This window comes from Oceanobacillus luteolus (assembly GCF_023715655.1).
Classification (GTDB): domain Bacteria; phylum Bacillota; class Bacilli; order Bacillales; family Amphibacillaceae; genus Oceanobacillus; species Oceanobacillus luteolus.
This window is the reverse complement of record NZ_JAMBON010000020.1, coordinates 21,541-38,057: the sequence shown is the minus strand read 5'-3', so window position 1 is coordinate 38,057 and position 16,517 is coordinate 21,541. Positions and strand designations below refer to the sequence as shown.

14 protein-coding genes are annotated in these 16,517 nt (G+C 41.8%); all 14 read left to right on the top strand.

Annotation, left to right across the window (positions count from 1 at the left end; translation table 11 throughout):
* The first annotated feature begins 331 nt into the window (after nucleotides 1-331).
* The 14 genes from rpoB to rplV all read left to right on the top strand — a co-directional run bounded on the left by rpoB (nucleotide 332) and on the right by rplV (nucleotide 16,516).
* A complete protein-coding gene (gene rpoB / locus M3210_RS12265; RefSeq protein WP_251514764.1) occupies nucleotides 332-3,868 on the top strand; it encodes a DNA-directed RNA polymerase subunit beta in 3,537 nt (1,178 codons plus the stop codon).
* Nucleotides 3,869-4,036: 168 nt separating this feature from the next.
* Entirely contained in the window at nucleotides 4,037-7,645 is a 3,609-nt protein-coding gene (gene rpoC / locus M3210_RS12260; RefSeq protein ID WP_251514763.1) for a DNA-directed RNA polymerase subunit beta', read from the top strand.
* A gap of 222 nt (nucleotides 7,646-7,867) precedes the next feature.
* Nucleotides 7,868-8,119 carry a ribosomal L7Ae/L30e/S12e/Gadd45 family protein gene (locus tag M3210_RS12255; protein WP_251514762.1) on the top strand — a complete coding sequence of 84 codons (252 nt, stop codon included), beginning with the start codon at nucleotides 7,868-7,870 and terminating at the stop codon, nucleotides 8,117-8,119.
* 129 nt (nucleotides 8,120-8,248) lie between these two features.
* Nucleotides 8,249-8,668, top strand: coding sequence for a 30S ribosomal protein S12 (rpsL, locus tag M3210_RS12250; RefSeq protein WP_251514761.1), 420 nt, complete (start codon nucleotides 8,249-8,251; stop codon nucleotides 8,666-8,668).
* A gap of 41 nt (nucleotides 8,669-8,709) precedes the next feature.
* Nucleotides 8,710-9,180: a 30S ribosomal protein S7 gene (gene rpsG / locus M3210_RS12245; RefSeq protein WP_251514760.1), complete on the top strand. Its 471-nt coding sequence runs from the start codon at nucleotides 8,710-8,712 to the stop codon at nucleotides 9,178-9,180.
* A gap of 39 nt (nucleotides 9,181-9,219) precedes the next feature.
* Entirely contained in the window at nucleotides 9,220-11,301 is a 2,082-nt protein-coding gene (gene fusA, locus M3210_RS12240; RefSeq protein WP_251514759.1) for an elongation factor G, read from the top strand.
* Between the two features lie 119 nt (nucleotides 11,302-11,420).
* Entirely contained in the window at nucleotides 11,421-12,611 is a 1,191-nt protein-coding gene (gene tuf / locus M3210_RS12235; protein WP_251514758.1) for an elongation factor Tu, read from the top strand.
* Nucleotides 12,612-13,053: 442 nt separating this feature from the next.
* Nucleotides 13,054-13,362: a 30S ribosomal protein S10 gene (gene rpsJ / locus M3210_RS12230; protein WP_251514757.1), complete on the top strand. Its 309-nt coding sequence runs from the start codon at nucleotides 13,054-13,056 to the stop codon at nucleotides 13,360-13,362.
* A 28-nt stretch (nucleotides 13,363-13,390) separates the two neighbouring features.
* Nucleotides 13,391-14,023, top strand: a complete 633-nt coding sequence (rplC, locus tag M3210_RS12225) for a 50S ribosomal protein L3 (protein ID WP_251514756.1) — start codon at nucleotides 13,391-13,393, stop codon at nucleotides 14,021-14,023.
* A 25-nt stretch (nucleotides 14,024-14,048) separates the two neighbouring features.
* Nucleotides 14,049-14,672 carry a 50S ribosomal protein L4 gene (rplD, locus tag M3210_RS12220; protein WP_251514755.1) on the top strand — a complete coding sequence of 208 codons (624 nt, stop codon included), beginning with the start codon at nucleotides 14,049-14,051 and terminating at the stop codon, nucleotides 14,670-14,672.
* Nucleotides 14,672-14,959: a 50S ribosomal protein L23 gene (rplW, locus tag M3210_RS12215; protein ID WP_251514754.1), complete on the top strand. Its 288-nt coding sequence runs from the start codon at nucleotides 14,672-14,674 to the stop codon at nucleotides 14,957-14,959. The genes rplD and rplW overlap by 1 nt, the downstream gene beginning before the upstream one ends.
* A gap of 28 nt (nucleotides 14,960-14,987) precedes the next feature.
* Nucleotides 14,988-15,818 (top strand): 50S ribosomal protein L2, encoded by an 831-nt coding sequence (rplB, locus tag M3210_RS12210; protein ID WP_251514753.1) that lies wholly within the window; start codon nucleotides 14,988-14,990, stop codon nucleotides 15,816-15,818.
* A gap of 57 nt (nucleotides 15,819-15,875) precedes the next feature.
* Nucleotides 15,876-16,154 (top strand): 30S ribosomal protein S19, encoded by a 279-nt coding sequence (gene rpsS, locus M3210_RS12205; protein ID WP_251514752.1) that lies wholly within the window; start codon nucleotides 15,876-15,878, stop codon nucleotides 16,152-16,154.
* A gap of 20 nt (nucleotides 16,155-16,174) precedes the next feature.
* Nucleotides 16,175-16,516, top strand: coding sequence for a 50S ribosomal protein L22 (gene rplV / locus M3210_RS12200; RefSeq protein WP_251514751.1), 342 nt, complete (start codon nucleotides 16,175-16,177; stop codon nucleotides 16,514-16,516).
* Nucleotide 16,517 lies beyond the last annotated feature (1 nt).

Sequence of the window (16,517 nt, the reverse complement as noted above, 5' to 3'; positions counted from 1 at the left end):
TGGGCTCTGTTTGTCAAGCGTAAACCGCAAATAAATATCTAAAACGTATATTTTGCCGACAGACGGAGACAATGGAATAAGTATAATAGACAGATTGTTTAATGTTTCTTCATATAGTTTACCAAAATTTAATGGACTTGTACAACTGTATTTTCATATCCTTGGGAAATACAGTCGTATAACTCTTGAAGTTGTAAGCGATGAAGAATTTTGTTGTTTGTGCAAGTTATATACAAACGAGATTGGGCATCCGTCCAATTTCCGTTTTAAATAATAAAATAATTCCGTAGAGAATCCTCTACGAAACATAAGATCTTAAGGGGTGAAGCAGTTGACAGGACAACTAGTTCAATATGGCAAACACCGCCAGCGTAGAAGCTATGCACGTATCAGCGAAGTATTAGAGCTGCCAAATTTAATCGAAATTCAAACCGCTTCTTATGAATGGTTCATGGAAGAAGGGTTAAGGGAAATGTTTAGAGACATTTCTCCAATTGAGGATTTCACCGGTAACCTTTCATTAGAATTTGTAGATTATAGTTTGGGTGAGCCTAACTATCCTGTAGACGAATCAAAGGAAAGAGATGTAACCTATAATGCTCCCCTTCGCGTGAAGGTTCGTTTATTAAATAACGAAACTGGTGAAGTGAAGGAACAGGAAGTATTTATGGGTGATTTCCCATTGATGACTGATACAGGTACATTTATCATCAACGGAGCTGAGCGTGTAATTGTATCCCAGCTTGTACGTTCCCCAAGTGTGTACTTTAACCATAAAATCGATAAAAATGGTAAGCGCGGAGTTCAAGCAACCGTCATTCCGAACCGTGGCGCTTGGCTTGAATTCGAAACGGATGCAAAAGACGTTGCTTACGTGCGGATTGACCGTACACGTAAACTACCAATCACGGTATTACTACGTGCTTTAGGTTTCGGTACGGACCAAGAAATCATTGACCTTCTAGGTGATAATGAATACTTGAGAAACACCCTTGAAAAAGATAATACGGAAACAACAGAGAAAGCATTACTAGAGATATATGAACGGCTTCGTCCGGGTGAACCGCCAACTGTAGAAAATGCTAAAAATCTATTGATTTCACGTTTCTTTGATCCGAAGCGTTATGATTTAGCTCATGTTGGTCGTTATAAAATGAACAAAAAGCTGAATATCAAAAACCGTTTATTCAACCAAGTGTTAGCCGAAACGATTGCTGATCCTGAAACAGGTGAGGTTCTTGCGGAGAAAGGTGATCGTTTAGAGCGTAAATTACTAGATAAACTTATTCCTTTCTTGGAGAGGGAAGAAGAGAAGCTTGGCGAACATGTCATCTCTCTTCATGATGGAGTTTTAGAAGAGGATATCAGCCTTCAGTCCATTAAGATTATTGACCCTACAGACCCAGAAGGTGAGCGGGAGTTAACCATCATTGGAAATGGTGGCGTGGATAATGATGTAAAAAACATCACTCCAGCTGATATTTTGGCTTCCATCAGCTATTTCTTTAACTTGCTGCACAGAGTGGGCGATGTAGATGATATTGATCATTTAGGAAACCGTCGTTTACGTTCTGTTGGTGAACTGCTGCAAAACCAATTCCGAATCGGTCTATCTCGTATGGAACGCGTAGTACGTGAAAGAATGTCAATTCAAGACACTTCCAGCGTGACACCACAGCAATTAATCAATATACGTCCTGTTATTGCATCAATTAAGGAGTTCTTTGGTAGTTCGCAGTTATCCCAGTTCATGGATCAAACAAACCCATTGGGAGAACTCACGCATAAGCGTCGTTTATCTGCGCTTGGACCTGGAGGATTAACCCGTGAACGAGCTGGTTTTGAAGTACGTGACGTCCACTACTCTCACTATGGTCGTATGTGTCCGATTGAAACACCGGAAGGACCGAATATCGGTCTGATCAACTCCTTATCCAGTTATGCGAAAGTAAATAAATTTGGTTTCATTGAATCACCATATCGCCGTGTGGATCCGGAAACTGGTCAGGTGACGGACCAAATTGATTACCTTACAGCTGATGAGCAAGATAATTATATCGTTGCACAAGCAAACGCGCCTTTAGATGAGAATAATCGTTTTGCGAATGAAGAAGTAATTGCTCGTTTCCGTGAAGATAACATCGTTGTTTCACGAGACAAAGTGGATTATATGGACGTTTCACCGAAGCAGGTTGTCTCTGCGGCTACTGCATGTATTCCTTTCTTAGAGAATGACGACTCGAACCGTGCACTAATGGGTGCGAACATGCAGAAGCAGGCAGTTCCTTTATTGGTTCCAGAATCACCTATAGTTGGAACGGGAATGGAATATGTAAATGGTAAAGATTCCGGTGCTGCAGTTCTTTGCCGCCATGCAGGAATTGTTGAACGAGTAGAAGCGAAAGAAATTGTTGTCCGTCGCATCTCTGAAGTAGATGGGAAAGAAGTCGAAGGAGATACGGATGTTTACAAGTTACAGAAATTCCAACGTACAAACCAAGGAACATGTTATAACCAACGTCCAATCATTAAAGAAGGCGACCGTGTAGATAAGGGCGAAATCTTAGCAGATGGACCTTCCATGGAACTAGGAGAACTTGCTCTTGGTCGAAACGTATTGGTCGGTTTCATGACATGGGAAGGGTATAACTACGAGGATGCTATCATTATGAGTGAGCGTCTAGTGAAAGATGATGTATATACTTCCATTCATATTGAAGAATTTGAACTGGAAGCACGTGATACGAAACTTGGACCGGAAGAGATTACGAGAGATATTCCGAACGTTGGGGAAGAAGCGCTTAAAAACCTTGACGAAAATGGAATTATCCGTGTCGGAGCAGAAGTGAAAGATAGCGATATTCTTGTAGGAAAGGTAACACCAAAAGGGGTTACGGAATTATCTGCAGAAGAGCGTCTGCTTCATGCGATTTTCGGTGAAAAAGCTCGGGAAGTAAGAGATACTTCTTTACGTGTTCCTCATGGCGGTGGCGGTATTGTTCTTGACGTCCGTGTATTCAACCGCGAAGATGGCGATGAACTGTCTCCAGGGGTCAACCAGCTCGTCCGCGTTTATATCGTACAGAAACGTAAAATCTCTGAAGGAGATAAAATGGCTGGTCGTCACGGAAACAAAGGTGTTATTTCGAAGATTCTACCAGAAGAAGATATGCCGTTCATGCCAGACGGAACGCCGATCGACATTATGCTTAACCCACTAGGAGTTCCATCCCGTATGAACATCGGACAAGTGTTCGAGTTGCATCTCGGAATGGCAGCGAGACTCTTAGGAATTCACGTAGCATCTCCGGTATTTGACGGTGCTACGGAAGAGGATGTACATGAAACGTTACAAGAAGCTGGAATGGCTCCAGACGCCAAGACGGTCCTGTATGACGGAAGAACTGGAGAGCCATTCGATAACCGTGTATCTGTTGGTGTCATGTATATGCTTAAACTAGCTCACATGGTTGATGATAAATTGCATGCCCGTTCAACTGGTCCATACTCACTTGTTACTCAGCAGCCACTTGGTGGTAAAGCACAATTTGGTGGTCAGCGTTTTGGAGAGATGGAGGTTTGGGCGCTTGAAGCATACGGTGCAGCTTACACGCTTCAAGAAATCCTTACTGTCAAATCTGATGATACAGTTGGTCGTGTGAAGACTTATGAAGCGATTGTCAAAGGACATAACGTACCAGAACCAGGAGTTCCTGAATCATTCAAGGTACTTATCAAGGAACTACAGAGTTTAGGACTTGATGTTAAAATGCTGAACAGCCATGAAGAAGAAATCGATATGCGGGAACTTGAAGATGATGAAGTTCAGGCAGCATCGAAGCTCAACTTAGAAATTGAAGAGAACTAAATAGTGAATGCTATGCGCCCGTTCCGTGACGTATAGACTGGAATGGGCCGTGGCTGTTTTAGTTCGTATAGTATTCCTTAAAGATAAAATGAAGTGAGAATTGATAATGGGCGATCAATTCTCCTTCTCTTATATAATTACAGCACATAAATAAGGGAGGATTGCCCCTTGCTAGATGTAAATACGTTCGAATATATGAAAATAGGTTTAGCTTCTCCGGAGAAGATCCGTTCATGGTCTTACGGTGAAGTGAAAAAACCAGAAACCATCAACTACCGTACCTTAAAGCCTGAAAAAGACGGTCTGTTCTGTGAAAGAATTTTTGGACCGCAGAAAGATTGGGAATGTCATTGCGGAAAGTATAAACGAGTACGCTATAAAGGTGTAGTCTGTGACCGCTGTGGAGTAGAAGTGACGAAAGCGAAAGTGCGTCGTGAAAGAATGGGGCATATTGAATTGGCGGCTCCTGTATCTCATATTTGGTATTTCAAAGGAATCCCGAGTCGGATGGGGCTTGTTCTTGACATGTCACCACGTGCCTTAGAAGAGGTCATTTACTTTGCCGCATATATTGTTACGGATCCAGGTAATACACCGCTTGAAAAGAAACAACTTTTGTCTGAGAAAGAATATCGTGCTTATTACGATAAATATGGAAAATCCTTCCGTGCGGAAATGGGTGCTGAAGCGATCCGCAAGCTACTTCAAGATATTGACCTTGAAAAAGAAGTAAAGACTTTACGTGAAGAGTTGAAGACTGCCCAAGGTCAACGTAGAACACGTGCAATCAAGCGTCTTGAGGTAATGGAAGCTTTTCGTAATTCTGGTAACGAACCAAGCTGGATGGTATTAGATGTTCTTCCGGTCATTCCACCAGAAATTCGCCCAATGGTGCAGCTTGACGGTGGACGTTTTGCTACATCCGACTTAAATGATTTATACCGCCGGGTAATTAACCGTAATAACCGTCTGAAAAGACTATTAGATCTTGGTGCACCTAGTATTATCGTACAAAACGAGAAACGTATGCTCCAAGAGGCGGTTGATGCATTGATTGATAACGGACGTAGAGGTCGTCCAGTAACTGGTCCAGGTAACCGACCGTTAAAATCACTTTCTCATATGCTGAAAGGGAAACAGGGACGTTTCCGTCAAAACCTGCTAGGTAAGCGTGTGGACTACTCTGGTCGTTCTGTTATCGTTGTAGGTCCGAACCTCAAAATGTACCAATGTGGATTGCCAAGAGAAATGGCCCTTGAGTTATTCAAGCCGTTCATTATGAAAGAGCTGGTAGACAGAGGCCTAGCTCATAATATCAAATCCGCTAAGCGGAAAATTGAACGGGTCCATCCGGATGTATGGGATGTTCTCGAGGATGTTATTAAAGAGCATCCAGTACTATTAAACCGTGCACCTACTTTGCACCGTTTAGGAATTCAAGCCTTCGAACCAACTCTAGTGGATGGTCGGGCAATTCACTTGCATCCTCTAGTATGTACAGCATATAACGCTGACTTTGATGGTGACCAAATGGCGGTTCACGTACCGTTATCAGCAGAGGCGCAAGCTGAAGCAAGAATTCTTATGTTGGCAGCACAAAACATCCTAAACCCTAAAGATGGGAAACCGGTAGTTACTCCTTCCCAGGATATGGTTTTAGGTAACTATTATTTAACGTTAGAACGAGAAAATGCAATTGGTGAGGGAAGTGTCTTCAAAGACACCAATGAAGCATTAATCTCTTACTATACAGGAAATGTTCATCTCCATACGAGAGTTGCTGTTCATGCAGGAAGCTTAAACAATAAAACTTTCACAGAAGAACAAAACAGCAAATTATTAATCACAACTGTTGGTAAACTAATATTTAATGAGATTCTTCCAGACTCCTTCCCGTTTATTAACGAACCAACTAGAACGAATCTGGAAGACAAAACGCCAGATAAGTACTTTGTTGATCCGGGAACAGATGTAACAGAAGTCATTAAGAACGCCGAATTAATCAGACCGTTCAAGAAAGGTTTCTTAGGTGATATTATTGCTGAAGTCTTTAAACGCTTTAAGATCATCGAGACCTCTAAGATGCTTGACCGTATGAAAGATTTAGGGTTCAGATATTCGACTAAAGCTGGTATGACAGTTGGTATTTCCGATATTGTCGTTCTACCAGGTAAAGAGAAAATCTTAGATGAGGCCCAAGATAAAGTAGATAACGTCTTGAAACAATTCCGTCGTGGTCTTGTTACAGAAGAAGAGCGTTACGATCGTGTGATTTCTATCTGGACACAAGCAAAAGACACGATCCAAGATAAACTGATGGAGTCCCTAGACAATCGAAATCCAATCTTCATGATGAGTGACTCTGGAGCACGTGGTAACGCATCGAACTTTACTCAGTTAGCTGGAATGCGTGGACTTATGGCCGATCCTTCTGGTAAAATCATCGAGCTTCCGATTAAATCCAGCTTCCGTGAAGGGTTGACGGTACTAGAGTACTTTATCTCTACTCACGGAGCCCGTAAAGGACTTGCGGATACAGCGCTGAAGACTGCTGACTCTGGATACTTGACGAGACGTCTTGTAGACGTTGCCCAAGATGTCATCATTCGAGAAGAAGACTGTGGTACCGACCGTGGACTTCCGGTACGTGCTTTAGTTGACGGATCAGAAGTGATTGAGCCGCTTATCGATCGTTTGATTGGACGTACAGCATTCAATGAAATTGTCCATCCTGAAACTGGCGATGTCATTGTGAAGCATAACGAAATGATCCATGAAGATCAGGCGAAAGAGATTGTAAATGCCGGAATTGAAGAAGTTAACATTCGAACTGCCTTCACATGTAATACAAAACACGGCGTTTGCCAAAAATGTTATGGTCGAAACCTCGCTACTGGTTCAGACGTTGAAGTGGGAGAAGCGGTAGGGATTATTGCTGCCCAATCAATTGGAGAACCGGGTACTCAGTTGACAATGCGTACGTTCCATACAGGTGGGGTTGCCGGAGATGACATCACTCAAGGTTTACCGCGTATCCAAGAGCTATTTGAAGCTCGTAATCCTAAAGGGGAAGCGGTAATCACTGAAATTTCCGGAACGGTTCAAGAAATTAAAGAAGTAAAAGATAAATATGAAATTGTCATTCAAGGTTCTGTTGAACAGCGTACCTATCCGGTGCCATATAATGCAAGAATGCGAGTTGCAGAAGGCGACGAGGTAGAAGCCGGACAGGAGCTTACGGAAGGTTCAGTTGATCCAAAAGAGCTTCTGCGAGTTAAAGGTGTAGAAGGGGTTCAGGATTACTTGCTGCGTGAAGTTCAACGAGTTTACCGTATGCAAGGGGTAGAAATCGGTGACAAGCACGTTGAAGTAATGGTACGTCAAATGCTACGTAAAGTCCGTGTGGTTGACGCTGGTGATACAGATGCACTTCCAGGTTCATTGCTTGAATTGCATCAATTCAGGGATATCAACAAACCGGTACTTCTTAGCGGTGGCAACCCAGCAATCGGTAGACCGGTCTTGCTTGGAATTACGAAAGCATCTCTTGAAACAGATTCCTTCCTATCTGCAGCTTCCTTCCAAGAAACGACTCGTGTCTTGACGGATGCAGCGATAAAAGGTAAACGTGATGACTTGCTCGGACTAAAAGAGAACGTCATTATCGGTAAGCTTGTTCCAGCTGGTACTGGTATGCAACAATACCGGACAATCGAAACCGGATTGGATTTGCCTGAGATGGAAGAGGCTGTCGAAGAAACAGAAACAGTTAAGTAATATAATTGCCTGTCCGGCTCCACGTTGTTTTCTTAAGGAAACAACCTGTGAAGGTGATGCAATAGAACCTTTTCAGGAGCTGGACGCGGCATAATATATAAGGGTAAAAATAAATTTGGAAGCACCGTAAAATTAACAAATAAATTATTGACATTAAAAACTGAGGATGTTAATATATTCAAGGTGCTTCCAATTTATACTTGTTGCTTTGGAGGATGTAAGATGTCTTATGAAAAAGTGACAGAATTTAGATCTCGTCTAATTATTGGAATAAAGCAGACACAGAAAGCCATGAAAAATGGCGAAGTAAGTGAAGTTTTTATTGCTGATGATGCTGAAAAGCATATTACGCAAAAGGTAGCTAGTTTAGCTGAAGAGCTAGGAATACCTTGTCAGCGTGTGGATTCAATGAAGAAATTAGGTAAAGCTGCAGGTGTGGAAGTGAATGCTTCAACGGTTGCGGTCAAAAAATGATTTGGTGTAAAGAGCACCAAAGATTCTTTTTTACCTTCAAATGAACCACCTGGGTGTGTGGTATTACATCTAGCTTGTATATAGCTAGTTACAGCTTATTTTAATTCGAAAGAAGGGAGGAAAAACAAGATGCCTACAATTAACCAATTAATCCGTAAAGGACGTGTAAGCAAGCCTAAAAAGTCTGACTCTCCTGCACTTAACAGAGGATACAACAGCTTCAAAAAGCAGCTTACAAACCATAACTCTCCACAAAAACGTGGTGTATGTACACGTGTTGGTACATTAACTCCTAAAAAACCGAACTCAGCATTACGTAAATATGCGCGTGTTCGTTTATCTAATAACATGGAAGTTACTGCATACATCCCTGGTATTGGTCACAACCTACAAGAGCACAGTGTAGTTTTACTACGCGGTGGACGTGTAAAAGACCTTCCTGGGGTACGTTATCACATCGTTCGTGGTGCCCTTGACACTGCTGGTGTTGAAGGACGTATGCAAAGCCGTTCAAAATACGGTGCGAAGAAGCCAAAAGAAAACAAATAATCTCAGCATGAAAATAGACAAACAGGAAAGGAGGTAGACATATGCCACGTAAAGGACCAGTACCTAAGCGCGATGTCTTACCAGATCCGATTTACAATTCAAAATTAGTGACTCGTCTTATCAATCAAATTATGGTTGATGGTAAAAGAGGTATCGCACAAAAGATTCTATACAACGCATTCAATCTAGTTCAAGAACGCACTGGACAAGATCCAATGGAAGTTTTTGAGCAAGCAATGAAGAATGTAATGCCAGTACTTGAAGTACGTGCACGCCGTGTTGGTGGTTCAAACTACCAAGTGCCGGTTGAAGTTCGACCAGAACGCCGTCAAGCTTTGGGTCTACGTTACCTTGTTAACTACTCACGCCTACGCGGAGAGAAAACAATGGAAGATAGACTAGCAAACGAAATCATCGATGCTTCTAATAACACAGGTGCAGCTGTTAAGCGCCGTGAAGAAATGCATAAAATGGCTGAAGCGAATAAAGCATTCGCTCACTACCGTTGGTAAGATAAAACTAATAAAGCACTATAGGAAGGAGAAGAATACATGGCAAGAGAGTTCTCCTTGGAAAAGACGCGTAATATTGGGATTATGGCACATATTGATGCTGGTAAAACCACTACAACTGAGCGTATTCTTTTCTATACAGGACGTATTCATAAAGTTGGTGAAACTCACGAAGGTGCTTCTACGATGGACTGGATGGAGCAGGAGCAGGAGCGTGGAATCACGATCACATCTGCTGCTACTACAGCACAGTGGAAAAACCACCGTATCAACATCATTGATACTCCAGGACACGTAGACTTCACAGTAGAGGTTGAACGTTCACTCAGAGTACTTGATGGAGCGGTGACTGTTCTTGACGCACAATCTGGTGTTGAACCACAAACAGAAACAGTATGGCGCCAAGCTACTACTTATGGTGTACCAAGAATTGTATTCATTAACAAAATGGATAAAACGGGTGCAGACTTCTTATATGCTACAAACACATTAAGAGACCGTCTAGGTGCAAATGCACACCCTGTCCAAATGCCGATTGGCGCAGAGGATCAATTCGAAGGAATCATCGACTTAATCAATATGGAAGCTCACTTCTATAAAGATGATTTAGGAACAGTTGATGAGTCTGCTGAAATCCCTGCTGAATTGAAGGATCAAGCAGAAGAGCTTCGTGCAGAATTGATTGAAGCAGTTGCTGAAACTGATGAAGATCTAATGATGAAATATCTTGAAGGTGAAGAAATCTCGGTTGACGAATTGAAACAAGCAATTCGTAATGCAACACTTGCTGTAGATTTCTACCCAGTGTTCTGTGGTTCTGCTTTCAAGAACAAAGGTGTTCAGTTACTTCTTGACGGTGTACTTGATTATCTTCCAGCTCCAACAGATGTTGCTGCGATTGAAGGTATCGTACCTGGAAAAGAAGATGAAAAAGTTACTCGTGAGTCAGATGACAATGCACCATTTGCTGCATTGGCATTTAAAGTTATGACAGACCCGTTCGTTGGTAAACTAACGTTCTTCCGTGTTTACTCTGGTACACTAGAATCAGGTTCATACGTGAAAAACAGTGTGAAAGACAAACGTGAACGTGTTGGTCGTATCCTACAAATGCATGCGAACTCCCGTGAAGAGATTTCTATAGCTTATGCTGGTGAAATCGCTGCAGCGGTTGGTTTGAAAGATACAAGTACCGGTGACACTTTATGTGATGAAAAACACCCGGTAATCTTAGAATCAATGGAATTCCCAGAGCCGGTTATCTCGGTTGCGATCGAACCGAAGACAAAAGCCGACCAAGATAAAATGGGTACTGCTTTGGCTAAACTTGCTGAAGAAGATCCAACGTTCAAGACAGAAACGAACACAGAAACTGGTCAGACAATCATTTCTGGTATGGGTGAGCTTCACCTTGATGTTATCGTTGACCGTCTGAAACGTGAATTTAAAGTGGAAGCTAACGTAGGTGCTCCACAAGTTGCTTACCGTGAAACGTTCCGCCAGGCTGCTGAAGTTGAAGGTAAATTCATTCGTCAATCCGGTGGACGTGGACAATATGGACACGTTTGGATTAAGTTTGAACCTAACGAGGAAGGCGCAGGCTTTGAGTTCACAAACGCTATCGTTGGAGGGGTTGTTCCTCGTGAATACATTCCTTCAGTTGAGCAAGGTATCGAAGAAGCACTTGAAACTGGTGTACTAGCTGGATATCCATTAATCGATGTCAAAGCAACACTATATGATGGTAGCTACCACGATGTCGACTCTAACGAGATGGCATTTAAGATTGCGGCTTCAATGGCACTTAAAGCAGCTAAGAACAAATGTAACCCAGTACTGCTTGAGCCAATGATGCGTGTAGAAATCGTAATCCCTGAAGAATACATGGGAGATATCATGGGTGACGTTACATCACGCCGTGGACGTATTGAAGGAATGGAAGCTCGTGGAAATGCACAGCTTGTAAAAGCGTTCGTACCACTCTCTGAAATGTTTGGTTACGCAACAGCTTTACGTTCTAATACTCAAGGTCGTGGAACATATACAATGGTATTCGATCACTACGCAGAAGTACCTAAATCAATCTCAGAAGAAATTATTGAGAAAAACGCTGGACAATAATTGATTTTTTGAATGATTTAACGTATAACATTTAGTGAGGACTAGAGAATAATCAACTTATTATTCCTTAGTTAAAATAAATTATAATAACAGTTATTTATTTAAAGGAGGAACTATAAATGGCTAAAGAAAAATTCGACCGCTCCAAACAGCACGTTAACGTTGGAACTTTAGGACACGTTGACCATGGTAAAACTACGTTAACTGCTGCTATTACTACTGTAATGAACAAAGTATACGGTGGTGGAGACGCAAGAGGTTATGACCAAATTGATAACGCACCAGAAGAAAGAGAACGTGGAATCACAATCGCTACTTCTCACGTTGAGTACGAAACTGAAAACCGTCACTATGCACACGTTGACTGCCCAGGTCACGCGGACTATGTTAAAAACATGATCACTGGTGCTGCACAAATGGACGGTGCTATTCTAGTAGTATCTGCTGCTGATGGCCCAATGCCACAAACTCGTGAGCATATCCTACTTTCTCGTAACGTTGGAGTACCTGCTTTCGTAGTATTCCTAAACAAAGTTGACATGGTTGACGATGAAGAGTTACTAGAATTAGTAGAAATGGAAGTTCGTGACCTATTAACTGAATACGACTTCCCTGGTGATGACGTACCAGTAGTAGCAGGTTCTGCTCTTAAAGCACTTGAAGGTGTTGCAGAATACGAGGAAAAAATCGTTGAGCTTATGAAAGCTGTTGACGAATACGTTCCAACTCCAGAACGTCAAACTGACAAACCATTCATGATGCCTGTTGAGGATGTATTCTCTATTACAGGTCGTGGTACAGTTGCAACTGGACGTGTTGAGCGTGGACAAATCAAAGTTGGAGAAGAAGTTGAGATCATTGGTCTTAATGAAGCTCCTGGTAAAACAACTGTTACAGGTGTCGAGATGTTCCGTAAACTTCTTGACTATGCAGAAGCTGGAGACAACATCGGTGCGTTACTTCGTGGGGTAGCTCGTGAAGATATCAGCCGTGGTCAAGTTCTTGCAAAACCAGGAACTATCACTCCACACACAAACTTCAAAGCTGAAGTTTACGTATTATCAAAAGAAGAAGGTGGACGTCATACTCCATTCTTCTCTAACTACCGCCCACAGTTCTACTTCCGTACTACGGATGTAACTGGCGTAGTTCAACTTCCTGAAGGCGTAGAAATGGTTATGCCTGGGGACAACGTAGAAATGGTTGTAGAATTAATCTCACCAATCGCTATTGAAGAAGGAACTCGTTTTTCAATCCGTGAAGGTGGACGTACTGTAGGATCTGGTGTTGTAACATCAATCACTAAATAAGTTATACATCTTTATAAAAATGGGCAGCTAATTCTAGCTGCCTATTTTAATTTGCTATTCCTTCAAGATATAGTTTTCGGTGTCCTGCTAATAAGTCTATAAACTTAGATTCTACCCTAGAAGTCTTTGAATTTAGTGCTGTTAAATCGCCTATATGCAATTTCCCTCTAAAATATGCAAACTCACCTTGAAAAAGAGTAAAAAATCCCGAGAAAACCTTGCAATCCATAGAAAACATGCGTATAATATGTAGATGTGCAATTGATTCTTATCTAAGAAAAAGGTTGCAATGGCCAACAAATTCTTATATAATATTAATGTTGGTCTTAAAACGGCGATGAAGTGAAAGGTTGTTGGCACACCCGGCCGCTTTGCCATGGCGCTGTGTCAAGAAATTTTCATGGAGAATGTCTATAATAATATGGGCGAAGGAGGGAAAATGATGGCAAAAGAAAAAATCAGAATCCGTTTGAAAGCTTATGATCACCGAGTATTGGATCAATCCGCAGAAAAGATTGTTGCAACTGCAAAACGTTCTGGAGCAAATGTTTCTGGACCGATTCCATTACCGACAGAGAAGAATGTATATACAATCTTACGTGCGGTGCATAAATACAAGGATTCACGTGAGCAATTCGAAATGCGTACACATAAACGTCTAATCGATATTGTGAACCCAACACCAAAAACAGTGGACTCACTTATGAGACTAGATCTGCCAAGTGGTGTGGATATTGAAATTAAATTATAATATAAACGAAATATAGGAGGTGTAACGGATGACGAAAGGAATCTTAGGTCGCAAAATCGGCATGACTCAGTTATTCTCTGAGACTGGTGAGTTGATCCCAGTGACAGTGATTCAAGCTGAGCCGAACGTCGTATTGCAAAAAAGAACAAACGAAAATGATGGATATACAGCAATTCAATTAGGGTTTGCGGATAAGAAAGAACATCGTGCAAACAAAGCGGAAAAAGGACATGCTGAAAAAGCGAGCACTAGCCCTAAGCGCTACGTTCGTGAAATCCGCACCGAAAATATCGACGAGTATGAAGTAGGTCAAGAAATCAGTGTTGATATTTTCACAGCTGGAGAGAAAATTGATGTAACAGGAACTTCTAAAGGTAAAGGATTCCAAGGCTCTATTAAACGTCACGGCCAAGCTCGTGGACCAATGAGTCACGGTTCTCATTTTCATAGAAGCTCTGGGGCAATGGCTATGGCAGCTACTCCAGCACGTGTATTTAAAGGTAAAAAATTACCAGGACAAATGGGTAATGAACAAATTACAATTCAAAACCTTGAAGTAGTAAGTGTAGATGCAGAAAAGAATCTACTACTAGTTAAAGGCAATGTTCCAGGCGCGAAAAAATCCTATGTTAAAATTACTAGCGCATTAAAAGGAAATTAATCACTAAAAGAAGGGAGGATTTGTCATGCCAAAAGTAACATTGTTTAAGCAAGATGGAAGTAACGCAGGAGAAGTTGAATTAAACGAAGCGGTATTCGGTATCGAGCCAAACACTCATGTATTACACGAAGCAGTAGTAATGCAACGTGCATCATTACGCCAAGGTACACATGCAGTCAAAAACCGTTCTGCAGTTCGTGGCGGTGGTCGTAAACCATGGCGTCAAAAAGGAACAGGACGTGCACGTCAAGGTTCTATCCGGTCACCACAATGGGTTGGCGGTGGAGTAGTATTTGGTCCTACACCACGCAGCTACAGCTACAAGCTACCTAAAAAGGTGCGTCGTTTAGCGCTTAGATCTGCTTTATCTTCTAAAGTGAAAGAAGAAAACATCTTTGTTTTAGAGCAACTTGCATTGGATGCTCCAAAAACAAAAGAAATCATCAATTTACTAGATGCATTAAAAGTAGATGAGAAAGCATTAATTGTGACTGCTGATACTAATGAAACAATTGCTCGTTCAGCAAACAACCTTCAAACAGTTAAAGTATTGACTGTAGAGGAGTTGAACGTATTAGATATCTTAACGTATGACAAGTTAGTTATTACGAAAGATGCGGTCGAAAAAGCAGGGGAGGTGCTTGCATAATGAAAGATCCACGTGATATTATTAAGCGCCCTATCATTACTGAGCACAGTGCTGATTTAATGGCAGACAAGAAATATACTTTCGAAGTCGACCCTAAAGCAAACAGAACTGAAATCAAAAACGCTGTTGAAGTAATCTTCGGTGTAGAAGTAGAAAAAGTTAACACAATGAACCTAAAAGGTAAATTCAAGAGAATGGGACAATACGGAGGATTCCGCCCAAATCGTAAAAAAGCTATCGTTCAGCTTTCAGAAGACAGTAAAGATCTAGATTTCTTTGAAGGCTAAAATCAATTATTGAGAAGGAGGGAAAAAGATGGCGATCAAGAAGTTCAAACCAACTTCAAACGGTAGACGTAATATGTCTGTTTCAACATTTTCAGAGATTACTACGGATACCCCAGAAAAATCCTTGCTCGCTCCGCTTAGCAAACAAGCTGGACGTAATAACCAAGGTAAAATCACTACTCGTCATCACGGTGGCGGTCACAAGCGTCAATATCGTATCATCGATTTTAAACGTGACAAAGACGGAATACCAGGACGCGTTGCTACAATCGAATACGATCCGAACCGTACAGCAAACATTGCATTAATTAATTATGCAGATGGAGAAAAACGTTATATTCTAGCTCCTAAAGGTTTACAAGTAGGGCAAGAAATCGAATCAGGTACTGAAGCGGATATCAAAACAGGTAATGCTTTACCACTTGCAAACATCCCAGTAGGTACAGTTATTCATAACGTTGAATTAAAACCAGGACGTGGAGGACAACTCGCTCGTTCAGCTGGTTCAGAAGCACAAATCCTTGGACGTGAAGGTAAATACACACTTGTCCGCTTAGCATCTGGTGAAGTTCGCCTAATCTTGAGCTCATGCCGTGCAACAATCGGTCAAGTTGGAAACATCGAACATGAACTAATCCGTGTCGGTAAAGCTGGTCGTTCACGCTGGTTAGGCAAGCGCCCAACTGTACGTGGATCAGTTATGAACCCGAATGATCACCCACACGGTGGTGGTGAAGGACGCGCGCCAATCGGACGTAAATCACCAATGTCACCATGGGGTAAACCGACTCTTGGTTACAAGACTCGTACACGCAACAAGCCGTCTGACAAGTACATTGTTCGTAAACGTAAAAAATAACAAAATAAGACGGGAAACAGTTAGGCCCGTCTCTAAACTCTGGAAGGAGGTTTATCCATGGGTCGTAGTTTGAAAAAAGGACCTTTCGCTGATGACCATCTATTGAAAAAGGTTGATGCAATGAACGAAAGTGAAAAGAAACAAGTTATCAAAACTTGGTCTCGTCGTTCTACAATCTTCCCATCTTTCGTTGGTCTCACAATCGCAGTATATGATGGACGTAAACACGTTCCGGTTTATATCACAGAAGATATGGTTGGACATAAATTAGGTGAATTCGCGCCAACTCGTACGTATAGAGGACACGCTGGCGACGACAAGAAAACAAAACGCTAAAATGAGAGGAGGCTACTCGCATGCAAGCTAAAGCCATTGCAAAATCGGTTCGTATCGCTCCTCGTAAGGTACGTTTAGTCGTTGATCTGATTCGAGGAAAAAATGTTGGTGAAGCAATTGCAATTTTGAAACATACACAACGTGGTGCTTCTCCAGTCGTAGAAAAAGTATTGAAATCTGCTATCGCAAACGCAGAACACAACTACGAAATGGATACAGACAACTTGGTTGTTTCTGAAGCATATGTAAACGAAGGTGTAACGTTGAAACGTTTCCGTCCACGTGCACAAGGACGCGCAAGTCAAATTAACAAACGCACAAGCCACATTACAGTTGTGGTAACTGAAAAGAAGGAGGGGTAGT

Coding starts and splice junctions, on each gene's coding strand:
- M3210_RS12255 (WP_251514762.1), top strand. CDS start 7,868: ATGTCTTATGAAAAAGTGACAGAATTTAGATCTCGTCTAATTATTGGA.
- rpsL (WP_251514761.1), top strand. CDS start 8,249: ATGCCTACAATTAACCAATTAATCCGTAAAGGACGTGTAAGCAAGCCT.
- rpsG (WP_251514760.1), top strand. CDS start 8,710: ATGCCACGTAAAGGACCAGTACCTAAGCGCGATGTCTTACCAGATCCG.
- fusA (WP_251514759.1), top strand. CDS start 9,220: ATGGCAAGAGAGTTCTCCTTGGAAAAGACGCGTAATATTGGGATTATG.
- tuf (WP_251514758.1), top strand. CDS start 11,421: ATGGCTAAAGAAAAATTCGACCGCTCCAAACAGCACGTTAACGTTGGA.
- rpsJ (WP_251514757.1), top strand. CDS start 13,054: ATGGCAAAAGAAAAAATCAGAATCCGTTTGAAAGCTTATGATCACCGA.
- rplC (WP_251514756.1), top strand. CDS start 13,391: ATGACGAAAGGAATCTTAGGTCGCAAAATCGGCATGACTCAGTTATTC.
- rplD (WP_251514755.1), top strand. CDS start 14,049: ATGCCAAAAGTAACATTGTTTAAGCAAGATGGAAGTAACGCAGGAGAA.
- rplW (WP_251514754.1), top strand. CDS start 14,672: ATGAAAGATCCACGTGATATTATTAAGCGCCCTATCATTACTGAGCAC.
- rplB (WP_251514753.1), top strand. CDS start 14,988: ATGGCGATCAAGAAGTTCAAACCAACTTCAAACGGTAGACGTAATATG.
- rpsS (WP_251514752.1), top strand. CDS start 15,876: ATGGGTCGTAGTTTGAAAAAAGGACCTTTCGCTGATGACCATCTATTG.
- rplV (WP_251514751.1), top strand. CDS start 16,175: ATGCAAGCTAAAGCCATTGCAAAATCGGTTCGTATCGCTCCTCGTAAG.